Source organism: Christensenella sp. (assembly GCF_034927525.1).
GTDB lineage: Bacteria > Bacillota > Clostridia > Christensenellales > Christensenellaceae > Christensenella.
In genome coordinates, this window is sequence record NZ_JAYFPU010000142.1 from 1 (window position 1) to 11,017 (window position 11,017).

The 11,017-nt window shown below is 50.0% G+C and carries 11 protein-coding genes; all 11 read right to left on the reverse strand.

Annotation, left to right across the window (positions count from 1 at the left end):
* On the reverse strand, positions 1-604 hold a 604-nt coding region (locus tag VB081_RS05790), incomplete at its 3' end, for an SDR family NAD(P)-dependent oxidoreductase (protein WP_323399891.1).
* A gap of 165 nt (positions 605-769) precedes the next feature.
* On the reverse strand, positions 770-1,846 hold the full coding sequence (locus tag VB081_RS05795) for a LacI family DNA-binding transcriptional regulator (RefSeq protein ID WP_323399892.1): 1,077 nt from the start codon (positions 1,844-1,846) through the stop codon (positions 770-772).
* 139 nt (positions 1,847-1,985) lie between these two features.
* On the reverse strand, positions 1,986-2,966 hold the full coding sequence (locus VB081_RS05800) for an ABC transporter permease (RefSeq protein ID WP_323399893.1): 981 nt from the start codon (positions 2,964-2,966) through the stop codon (positions 1,986-1,988).
* A gap of 27 nt (positions 2,967-2,993) precedes the next feature.
* On the reverse strand, positions 2,994-3,983 hold the full coding sequence (locus VB081_RS05805; protein WP_323399894.1) for an ABC transporter permease: 990 nt from the start codon (positions 3,981-3,983) through the stop codon (positions 2,994-2,996).
* A gap of 16 nt (positions 3,984-3,999) precedes the next feature.
* Positions 4,000-5,529, reverse strand: coding sequence for a sugar ABC transporter ATP-binding protein (locus tag VB081_RS05810; RefSeq protein ID WP_323399895.1), 1,530 nt, complete (start codon positions 5,527-5,529; stop codon positions 4,000-4,002).
* 99 nt (positions 5,530-5,628) lie between these two features.
* Positions 5,629-6,753, reverse strand: coding sequence for a sugar ABC transporter substrate-binding protein (locus tag VB081_RS05815; protein ID WP_323399896.1), 1,125 nt, complete (start codon positions 6,751-6,753; stop codon positions 5,629-5,631).
* 183 nt (positions 6,754-6,936) lie between these two features.
* Positions 6,937-7,347 (reverse strand): cupin domain-containing protein, encoded by a 411-nt coding sequence (locus VB081_RS05820; RefSeq protein ID WP_323399897.1) that lies wholly within the window; start codon positions 7,345-7,347, stop codon positions 6,937-6,939.
* Between the two features lie 188 nt (positions 7,348-7,535).
* Entirely contained in the window at positions 7,536-8,192 is a 657-nt protein-coding gene (locus VB081_RS05825) for a hypothetical protein (RefSeq protein ID WP_323399898.1), read from the reverse strand.
* Between the two features lie 2 nt (positions 8,193-8,194).
* Complete coding sequence (gene rbsK, locus VB081_RS05830; RefSeq protein ID WP_323399899.1) at positions 8,195-9,127, reverse strand: ribokinase; 933 nt, start codon at positions 9,125-9,127, stop codon at positions 8,195-8,197.
* 330 nt (positions 9,128-9,457) lie between these two features.
* A complete protein-coding gene (locus VB081_RS05835) occupies positions 9,458-10,600 on the reverse strand; it encodes an ATP-grasp domain-containing protein (protein WP_323399900.1) in 1,143 nt (380 codons plus the stop codon).
* Positions 10,597-11,017 (reverse strand): DegT/DnrJ/EryC1/StrS family aminotransferase (locus VB081_RS05840; protein ID WP_323399901.1); only part of this gene is annotated, 421 nt, incomplete at its 5' end. The genes VB081_RS05840 and VB081_RS05835, both read right to left, overlap by 4 nt.

Here is an 11,017-nt window from a genome sequence, read left to right on the forward strand (position 1 = left end):
ACAGCGCCTTCGTTCCTTCAAACATCACAGACCCGGGACAAACGGCATTGACCAGAATGCCGTCCTCCGCCAGCTCGATCGCCATTGCTTTTGTCAGGTTGATCACGCCCGCCTTTGCCGCCGCAAACGCGCATTGGTTCCGCAGCGGGACACGCCCCACAACGGACGATACGTTGATGATGCGTCCGTACTTTCTCTGCGCCATATGCCTGATGATGGGCGCGGAGCAATAATAGACCCCCGAAAGATCGATATCGATGATCTTGTGCCAATCGCTTTCCGCAAAATCCTGTATATGCTTCCGACCGTCCGGCCCTACATTAACGCCGGCGTTGTTGACGAGGATATCTATCTTTTTATACGCGTCAAGCACCTCCGCGCACATATCTTCCATGCTCTGCTTGCTCGATACGTCTCCCGCAAAGAATCGTGCATCGCCACCCTTTTCACGCAGCTGCGCACATACTTCTTCGCCTTTCTCTTTGTTCATATCCACCACGGCGACCTGTGCGCCGGAAGCAATATAGTACTCACACATCGCGCTGCCGATCGCTCCCGATCCACCGGTGACTACCGCGGTTTTTCCTGTTAAATCAATATTCATATCCTTCTCCTTCGCTGCCCGTTTCTACATCTGTTGGTTCATAAATCTATATCGTCCGCCCGTTTCCCTGCAAAAAAGCAACAACAAAACACGCTCGCTTCATTTACATGGAATTAAGCAGTTGATGTTTTAAATAATCATATGGATTGCAGGTACAAACAGTATTTACAGGATCACGTCGTCCTTCATTTGCTTCAGGACTTTTGAGAACTGCGGTAGATTGCTTCTAAGCACGATCTGCGGATCGAGCAGGACAACGTCCTCCTCGAACTTGCGCCCTTCTACCATATACTCATATAAATACTGTACAGCCAAACGGCCTTGAGAAAAAGGATTTTGGAAAATCGTCGCGTTGATGACATGTTCTTCCATCAGCTTTACGATATCCGGGAATACGTCGGATGCAATGATCGCCATATCATTCGCGCGGCCAAGCTCGCGCAGATGACAACAGAATGTGACTGAGTTTGCCGAACTGAAGTAAATACCGCCAAGATCAGGAATTTCCTTCAGCATTACTTCCACAAGGTCGCGCGCCTCCTGCTGGTCGTCATGGTGCTCGAACACGCCCGCAAAGTGAAAGCCATAGCTGTCAAGGTCAGACAGGAAACCTTCCACCGTCTTGAGATGAACCTGAGAGCTCAATTGCCCCGTTACGAGGGCCACCGGCCTCCCCTTGTCAGGTATCATATAGGACAACAGCTCCGCCGCCATCTTACCCGCCGCAACACCGTTGTTCTGCACCGAAAACAATCTTTCCGAGTCCAGCAGATCCGATGTGACAGTCGCGTATACCGTATCTGTTTCCTGATTCAGCTCTCTTACTACGCTGCTGACCGAAGACTCGTCAAAGTCCGGCAATATCACGATACCATCATAATTCGCATTGGCTATCTCACGCAACTTCTCGATGTAATGCGCATGATCGCCTGTTGTCGCTTTGAATATCTCGCCGTAAACGCCATAGTCCTCTAAATCTTCAAACGCTTTGTTTACGCCGCGTTCCACCTCCGACAAAAAGCCATGCACAGTCCTTGGAAACAATACCGCTATTTTTTTAGGGTTTCTCTTGAGCGAAGACGCCGTCTTGCTCGGCCGATATCCCATTTCTTCTGCGGTCTGCTGCACAAGCTGCCTTGTTTTTTCGCTGACACAGGTCTTGTTGTTGATCGCCCTGTTCACTGTCGCGGTAGAAATCCCCAACCTGTCCGCCACATCGTAGATCGTTACCTTGTTTCGCATCAATCCGTACTCCTTACCCCTAAGTGCACCTGCGTGCTTCATCACCCGCTTTCCCCCAAAGATTCTATCCGGTGTGATGATAAATTCATCATACCATAAATATCAGTTATTTCAACATTTGCAGCCCATATTTCGCTGGTCAGGCCTTGATTTTCCTGTTCTGCTTATACATGTCAAACAATACAGCCACAGCCAGCACCGCGCCATTTACCGCCTTTTGCATCGTAGATGGAATCCCCATCATGATGAGGGCGTTCTCCAGAATATACAGGAGCAGTACGCCGATCAGCACGCCGATCGCAGATCCCTTGCCGCCCGACAGGCTGACGCCGCCGACCGCGCACGCCGCGATCGCACGAAATTCCCAGCCATCGCCGCTCTGTGGCAATCCGTTGTTGGCGTCGATCGTCAACAGGATACCTGCCGCCGCCGCAAAAATGCTGCACAGCATGTGTGCCGTCATCCTGACCTTCACCGTTTTGATGCCTGCAAGCGCCGCAACCTCCTGGTTGTCTCCCGTTGCCAGTAGGTGTCGTCCCCACAAAGTCTTTTTTAGTACGAACGCCACAATGATGAACAGCCCGATCATGATCCAGAACGGCCACGATACGCCCAGCACCACCTGGTCGCCCCACGCGCCGAGATCAAAGGGCAGGTCCGTAAGCGGATAACCCGCCGTCAGCAGGAAACGAAGGCCGCCCGCGATATACAGCGTGCCTATCGTTGCCACGAAGTCCGGCATGCCGACCTTGACGATCAAAAAGCCATTGAGCAAACCAAATGCCGCGCCTACCGCAAGCGCAATGATGATTGACGGCAGGATGGGCATATTGAGACGCATCATGCAGAAGGGAAAGATCATGCCCGCAAGCCCTGCGACCCTGCCCACCGAAATATCTACCTTGCCGGTGATGAGCACAAACATGATACCCAGTGCGCATATCCCCTGGAAGGGCACATTTTTCAAAATCGTGGTAAAGTTTCCCACCGTCAGGAAGTCGGCATTGACAAGCCCCGTCAATATGACGAGCACCACCAGCGGAACCAATACGCCGAATTCATTTGAATGTACAAACTTTGTCCACAACGTTTCATTTTTTATTGACAGTTGTTTTTCCATCGTTATACTCCTATCCCCCATCGGCGTCTATGCCGCTACTCTTTTTGCTTCCATCTTGTCGCGCAGCATCTCTATCAACACAGCAACGATCAAAATGATACCGATGACGACCATCTGTACATTGGATTCCACCGCAAGCGCCTGCAGCGCATTGTTGAGTACGTTGATAAATAAAATACCGATGATAAGTCCGATCATGGAGCCTTTGCCGCCGGCAAAACTGATGCCGCCGATTGCACACGCCGTGATCGTACGGAATTCCATACCAACGCCCGTTTCAGAAGAAGCCGCACTCATCGCGATTGCCGAAAAAATACCGGATACCGCCGCAAGCACGCCTGACAGAATATATACGCCCCACTTGACTTTCGTCACATTGATGCCTGCCATCAGCGCGGAATTTTTATTGCCGCCGACCGCCAGAATCTTGGTACCGATCTTGGTGCCCTTCATCATGATGAACAGTCCCGCATAAAGCGCTAAAAATACAAAGAACATGATGGACAGCCCCGCCGGTTTTGCGACCGCGATATCGATCCAAATATCAGGCAGCGGCCCCACAGGCGTTCCCTGTGAGATCGTTAGCCCTACGCCCTGCGTAATAAACATCGTCGCAAGCGTCGCGATGAAGTTCACCATGCCAAGCTTTGCCACCAGCAGTCCGTTGATAAATCCGACCAATGCGCCAAACATCAGGCCGATCACAACGCTCAGGAAAGGATCAAGCCCCCATGTCACAGCCGCTGTTGCGAACATGATGCCATTAAAGCCTGCCGCACAGCCCACAGAGAGGTCGATCTCCCCAGCCATCATGACCACGCTCTGTCCGAGCGCCGCCGTGCCGATAAAAATACATGTCGTAAGTATTGCCTGCAAATTGCCGATCGATGCAAAATTCGGCTTTATGATCCCCGTTATAATACATATGATCACGATCGGGATCGCAATACTAAACGCGGGATTCAAAAATATCTTTGAAGCCTTTCCCGTTTTTTGCCTGTTTAACTCTTTTTCCATAGTAAATGCCCCCCGCTTACTTGAATGTTGACACAGCCATTTCCATGATCTTGGAATCCGTTGCCTCGCTCTTATCGAGCTCACCGACGACCCTGCCTTCTGCCATGATGATAAAATGATCGCTCATAGCCATCAGCTCGGGCAATTCCGAAGAGATCATGAGCACCGCATTGCCCTCTTCGGCAAGCTGGTTGATCAGCTGATATATCTCGTTTTTCGATCCAACATCGATCCCCTTTGTGGGTTCGTCTAAAATGATGAGCTTCGGCTCCGCATTCAGGCAGCGCGCAAGCACGACCTTCTGCTGGTTTCCGCCCGACAATGTACCGACCTTGGTTTTTAAGGAAGGTGCCTTGATATGCATTTCATTAAAATATTTGTCTGCGCGCTTTTCTTCCTTTTTCCCTGACACAAAGATGTTTGCGGCAGAAATCGCATTTAAGTTGGAAATGGCAATATTCTTTTTGATGTCCCACACAAAGTTCAAGCCATATTTTTTTCTGTCCTCACTTGCAAGCGCGATCCCAGCTTTTACAGCGTCCGTCGTATTGCGGATCTTCAGTTCCTTGCCATTCATGAACATCTGCCCCGCACTCGGCTTGTACATGCCGTAAATGGTAGAGACGACTTCCGTACGTCCCGCGCCCACCAGCCCCGCTAAGCCGACAACTTGCCCCGCGCGCACTTCAAGCGACACGTTTTCGATCAGATTTCTGTTTTGGACATGTGGGTGCGCAACGCTAAGCCCCTTGATCTCGAGGACGACGTCGCCTATTTTTGCATTTCTGGTTGGGTACAGGTTGTCCATTTTACGGCCTATCATATCGGCAATGATCTTATCCGACTGATAATCCGCCTTGTCAAAGCTGCTGATATTTTTACCGTCGCGCAAGATCGTCACGCGGTCGGTGAGTTCCAATATCTCTGCCAGCTTATGCGTAACAAAAATGACGCTGGTTCCTTTTTCCTTCAAATGTCTCACCACTTCAAACAGGCTTTCCACGTCCGCTGTCGAAAGGGATGTCGTCGGTTCGTCTAAAATCAGTATTTGCGGCTCACTTGCGAGAGCACGCGCGATCATCAGCATCTGCTGCTGTCCGATAGAAAGCTTCCTGACGTCCGCTTTGGGGTCCAGATCGATTTGATTGGCAGAAAGCAACTTTTCTGTTTTTTGGAACAAAGCCTTAAAGTTGACTGTTTTCGCTTTTTTGTTGCCAAGCTTTAGGTCGCTCATATAGATATTTTCCGCCACACTGAAATTGTTCAGTACGTTGATCTCCTGCGGCACAAAACCGATGCCCAGCTCGATCGCATCCTGCGGGCTCTTGGGCTCAACCACCTGATCATTTATTTTTAACGTTCCCGTATAACTTCCACTTGGATAAATGCCATTCAATATCTTGAGTATCGTTGATTTTCCGGCGCCATTTTCGCCGATCAATCCCAGGATCTCTCCCTTTTTCGCATTCAGGCACACATTGTCATTCGCGATCACACCAGGAAATTTTTTCGTTATCTGAATCGCCTCGAGTATGTAGTCTCCCATAATCTTTCTCACTTCCTTATAGGTTGAAACCTTGTGGACGGGGAGCCTTTATCCGGCTCCCCGCACCTGTCCATCAAGGTCGATGCTTTATGTCCTCAATTATTGCTCAAACCATGTCTTTACTTCGTCAATGTATGTCTGGTAGGTTGCCGGATCAGATTCGCCCGTGCCACCAACATAAACGAGGGGTGCGTTGAGTACTGTCCACAGCGGAACTTCTTCGCCGCGGAACAGCTTGTCAAGATTTTCCATCGTCTGGAAAGCTTCTTCATACAGCGGCTGATATACCAGCGCGTCGATCTTACCGTCCGTCAGATATTTCAGGTTCTCTTCCGTGATATCCATCGCTACGAGTACCAGATCATCATCTGCCTTGCCGGCTTTCTGCGCAGCCGTGGACCAGGAAGCGCTGCCGCCGCCCGTTGTGGAGAACGCGCCAAGGAGGTCAGTGTTCTTCTGGATGATCGCCGCCGTTACGTTGGCAGCCTGTGTTGCGTCTGCGCCTTCGAGTTCAGCATCAAGTACAGTGATGCCATCCATCTTCAGTTCTTCCATGCGCTTTGTAAAGCCTTCTACTGCAGCATTTTCTGTGTTGTTTTTCGTATTCTGTGTGACTGCGATCGTGCCTGTTTTGCCTTTCAGCTTTTCTGCCATAAAGTCTGCTACTTTTGCGCCGTACTCAGCCGGATCACATGCCAGGTTAAAGTTGAGGCCCTGCGGCAGCGTGCCGTCTTCTTCGACGAATTTGAAGTGAGCGATACCGACTTTAACGCCTGCCGCTTCCATCTTTTTCAGTGTCGGGAAAGCAGTGTCGTCTCCGCGCCACAGCATCAGGCCTTTGCCGCCCTGTGCAGCAAACGTATCACATGCCGTATACACTTCGTTCGCATCTCCGCCCTCTGTACCGATTACCTGTGCGTCCGTGTAACCGAGCTGTTTCGCAGCTTTCAAGAATCCAAGCTGTACCATTCTGTGTACAGGATGGTTCTTGGAATCCATTGCGATCGCTACCGGATACTCCGCCGGGTTGATCTCTGTGCCACCCGCCGCAGCCGGTTCCGATGCCTCAGCAGACGGTGCTGTTGTTTCTTCCGATGCAGCCGGTGCACTTTCGGACGCCGCAGGCGATTCCGACGCAGCCGGTGCCGGGCTGCAGGCAGCGAAGACCGCTACACACATCACTACCGCAACTACCATGCAGATCATTTTGGACATTTTCTTCATTTCGTTTTCCTCCTGGTTTTTTTAATCGCTAAACAAAACTATGCAAGATTTGCATTGCTTGTTTAAATAATATTTTGTTTGATAAGGATGTCTCTTATTTGGAGCTTGCTCGTACCGCTTTGTTTCGATACGCTTTGCTTTCCGGTCTGAAATAATGCAATGTGCGGGCGGCCTGCCGCCCGTTTAGTCTTCGTCGATCGTCTTGAATGATTTTCCCCACGCCTTCACTCTGGCAAAATACACGTCGTTGTTTTCCTGTCTGTCCCAGAATGTCATCAGCACGAACGGTTCGTCGCTCATTGTATTGTCGATGTAATGAAAGGTTCCCGGCGGGATAATGATGAAATCTCCCGGAACGACATGATAGCAGGTTTCATCCAGCCATACGTCGCCTTTTCCGCTTACAATGTAATAAATCTCTGTTTTTTCGTGCGTACCGCCCGCAGTCTTTTGATGCGCTCCCAGTGTTCCCTCGTTGACGTTGATCACTTCGCAGCCTGCGACCTCATCACCGATCAAGAGTTTGGAAGAATACGTTTCGTCACATACAAAAGGTTTTACGTTGTTGGCATTGACCAATCTTCCCTTTGCCATACTGAATTTTCTCCTTAGGCATATCCGATTTTTTAGTTGTAGCTTACAAAATCATCAAATTTGTTTCAAATCAGTAAAGTGGCCGAATTTTTTACGCAACCGATTACATTGCCAATATTAACATTACTGAAAAGTAATGTCAATAGATTTTAAGAAAAAAAGTAACCGATTGCATAAATTTTATTTTTTCAGAATAACAGCATCGCCTGATCCGCTAAAAAACCATAATCAAGGCTTGCCTTCTTCTCCCTTGGAAACAATTGTGCCACATCTGTTTTGTCCGCAAGTTCTTTGATCTGCGTGTAGATTGCGTCCCTTTTTTCCTGTTCTTTTAACCCTGACGGCAGCTTTTGCACAACGTCTTTTAATACAGCGTCGCAGTTAGAACGGATATATGCCATCTCTGCCGCCGTTTGCAGCAATTCATCGTCGGTTAAATCCATTTTCGCTTTTAGCTGCTCCGTATAGTTCTGCATATAATCATAGCCGCTCGCACCAAGCTCTTCCCTTGCTTCCTGCTCCGCTGTTTCTTTGTCTACCGCGATATCAGCACCTGCACATTGCGCGACCGCAGCCTGCGCCATCAGCTGCTGCAACGAATCCTCCATCGTCAGCTCCGCTGTGCTCTGCTGTTGTATATCCGAATCGCGGAACAACTGCTGCGCGATCTCCTCACTGATACTCTGCTGCGCATGATAATATTTCAGCAGGCGATAATCGATCGTCATATCCCCGGTACGCGCGACCGCGGTATCGTCCTTTACAGAATCCCACGACACTGCGCATCCACAAAACAATACGACCACACACAGGCATAACAAAATTGCCGCTACGAGCTTTTTCATATTTATTCCCTTTCCCGACAGAAAACCTTGTCGATTTCAGCCCGATGCGGCATCGACGGCGCCGTACCAAATTTCTGCACAGACAATGACGCAACCACATTTCCAAACTCAGTTGCGCCAAACATATCCATTCCCTCGGCGATACCCGCCACAAATCCACCGTTAAAGGCGTCACCCGCGCCTGTGGTATCCACAGCGTCTACGATCCTTGCAGGCACCATACGGTCGCCGTCCGGCGTGCTGACAAATACACCCAGCTTACCCATCGTGATGATCACATGCGGTATCCCCATTGCATGAAACACACCGCAAGCCTGCCGGGCGCTTTTTTCTCCCGTCACCGCTACACCGCTCAGCGCCTCCGCTTCCACTTCGTTCGGCGTGATGATATCGCACATCGCAAGAATATCTTTTCCAATGTCGCGGGCGGGCGCGGGGTTCAGTACGACTGTCACGTTTTCCTCTTTTGCCATGCGCATCACTTTTTCAAGCGCATCCAGATTGACTTCGAACTGCATCAGCAGAATATCGGCTTCCCTTAACAGGCTGCGCATTTCCTCCAGATCGGCGTCTGTAAAATTTGTGCACGCCCCCGGCACAACAAGGATCTGATTTTGTCCCGTACCTTCATCCACACAAATAAGCGCGATACCCGTACCTTTCTCCTCATCTTGCAACACATGGTCGGTCGCCATCCCCTCGTTATTGTAAAAATCCAAAAACAACTCGCCAAATACATCTTTACCAATTTTTGTGACGACCGTAATATCTGCACCCGCACGAAATGCGGCAACCGCCTGATTGCTCCCTTTGCCGCCCGGCCCCATCTTAAACTCGTCTCCAAACACCGTTTCCGCCGCCTTGGGCAAATGCGGCGCCCTTCCCGTGAGATCAGCGACGTAGCTTCCGAACATTACAATCTTTTTCTTATCCACCTTGTTTCTCCTTTCGAACAGTCACATTTTAACCGCAATGCTGCACACCGTTATGGCAATACCAAAACAGCAAAAAAATAATTCGCCGGATAAAATCGCGGCAAACAGCCATCTATTCTCACTTGATTTGAAACAAGACCCCGTCTTCCGCGGGGAAGATATATTGTTTTGATGATTTATGATTTGTATTTTTACATATTTAAAGATAATTCAATTCAAAGGTATTGTCAAGCACTTTAACACAATCGGTTACATAAAATGTAAAACTTTCAAAAAACAGTCATCTGCCTTATGCCCTTGACCGCAAAACCAGGCAGGCCTGTGGCTCTGTCATATTGTCATTCCAAAAAAATCCGCTATTTTTTCCTCATCTCCGGCAAGGATATAATATCCCGCGCGCGTTGAGCTGTCCACTACCCTTTCCGGATCCACACGCCTCATCGGGCTTTGCTCCACAATGATCCCGGGCGCGATCCGCCGTATCTGCTCCAACTGCTCCAGATCCCGCTCGTAAAACACGAACCGTACTGCCGCCGCTTCCTGCCTTTCCCCGACGGACAAATCCGGCTTTTTTCCGCATGCCGCATCGATCACCATGCGCAGGAAGTCATATCCGGTTGAGAGCGATACCAGATGCGAACCGATGCAATCCCCGCCCATGCGCGCGCCGACCTCTATAATACGAACCTCTCCATCGGCCGGGATCCTAAAGTCCGCATGCGAAGCACCGGTGCTGATATCAAGCGCATCAAGCGTACGGACGATCTCCGTTTTGATCGCCTCGCTTTCGTGCCGCGTAAACCCTGCCGGCTGCACATGTCCTGTCTCGATATAGTGTGGCGCACCCGTCGTGTATTTCTTCGTCAGGGCAAGACATGTATGCTTTCCTTCAAAAGAAATGCTTTCACAGCTGTATTCCTCTCCCTCAATAAATTCTTCCGCGATCGCTTTCTTCTCGAACGAATATTCTATTGCGCAATCCGCCGCTCCGGCAAGCTCCTGTGCATGCTCCACCTTCATGATCCCCCTGCTGCCCGAACGATCGGTCGGCTTGACGATCACAGGATACTGCATCCCTTTTTTCAGCCTCTTATCCTGTTCATCGAGCAAACAAAACCGAGGTGTCACAAGCCCCGCTCTCTTAAGCGCCCTGCGCATTTCAAACTTATTCGTCGTACGCAGCGTACATGCTTCGCTGTTTGCCGCAAGCCCCAGCTTAAGCGCAACATAATTGACCGTGACCGTCGCGAGGTCAGAGGCCACGGTCACGATGCCCTCCGGCTTCAGCTTCGCGCATATCTTTAGAATCTCCTCTTTTTCCACAATGCTGACCGGGTAAAAAAAGTCCGCTGACTTCTCTCCTGGATCGTCGCACTTCCACGCAAAAACATGGGTCTCATATCCCATTTCCTTTGCTTTTACGATCAGCGGCTCCTGAAATTCACTTGCCCCAATAATAGCGATCCGTTTCATTGCAATACACCCTTTTGCAGATAGAATTCATAGATACTCCGTATCACGTACTGGATATCGTCATCGTTCATGCCATAATAAAGTGGAAGCCGAAGCAGGCGTTCGCTCTCGACCGTGGTATAACGGTCTTCTCCGTGAAAACGTCCGAACTGTTTTCCTGCCGGCGCGCTATGCAGCGGGATATAATGAAACGCCGCTTCAATATATTTGCTGCGCAAAAAAGAGATCAGCTCCGTGCGTTCCTCCAGATCCTTTACCTTGATATAATACATATGCGCGTTGTGCACGCACCCCTCCGGTATCACCGGCCTCTCAATCAGCTCCCTTTCGCTCAATTTCTCAAGACCGGTATGGTAATGGCTCCAACTGCTGCTCCTGTCGTCAATGATCTTCTTTGCCTGTTCCAGCTGCGCAAGC

What these genes read in the sequence shown, in the direction of transcription:
- VB081_RS05795 (WP_323399892.1), bottom strand. Translation starts at nt 1,846, where the DNA reads ATGCGAAACAAGGTAACGATCTACGATGTGGCGGACAGGTTGGGGATT.
- VB081_RS05800 (WP_323399893.1), bottom strand. Translation starts at nt 2,966, where the DNA reads ATGGAAAAACAACTGTCAATAAAAAATGAAACGTTGTGGACAAAGTTT.
- VB081_RS05805 (WP_323399894.1), bottom strand. Translation starts at nt 3,983, where the DNA reads ATGGAAAAAGAGTTAAACAGGCAAAAAACGGGAAAGGCTTCAAAGATA.
- VB081_RS05810 (WP_323399895.1), bottom strand. Translation starts at nt 5,529, where the DNA reads ATGGGAGACTACATACTCGAGGCGATTCAGATAACGAAAAAATTTCCT.
- VB081_RS05815 (WP_323399896.1), bottom strand. Translation starts at nt 6,753, where the DNA reads ATGAAGAAAATGTCCAAAATGATCTGCATGGTAGTTGCGGTAGTGATG.
- VB081_RS05820 (WP_323399897.1), bottom strand. Translation starts at nt 7,347, where the DNA reads ATGGCAAAGGGAAGATTGGTCAATGCCAACAACGTAAAACCTTTTGTA.
- VB081_RS05825 (WP_323399898.1), bottom strand. Translation starts at nt 8,192, where the DNA reads ATGAAAAAGCTCGTAGCGGCAATTTTGTTATGCCTGTGTGTGGTCGTA.
- VB081_RS05835 (WP_323399900.1), bottom strand. Translation starts at nt 10,600, where the DNA reads ATGAAACGGATCGCTATTATTGGGGCAAGTGAATTTCAGGAGCCGCTG.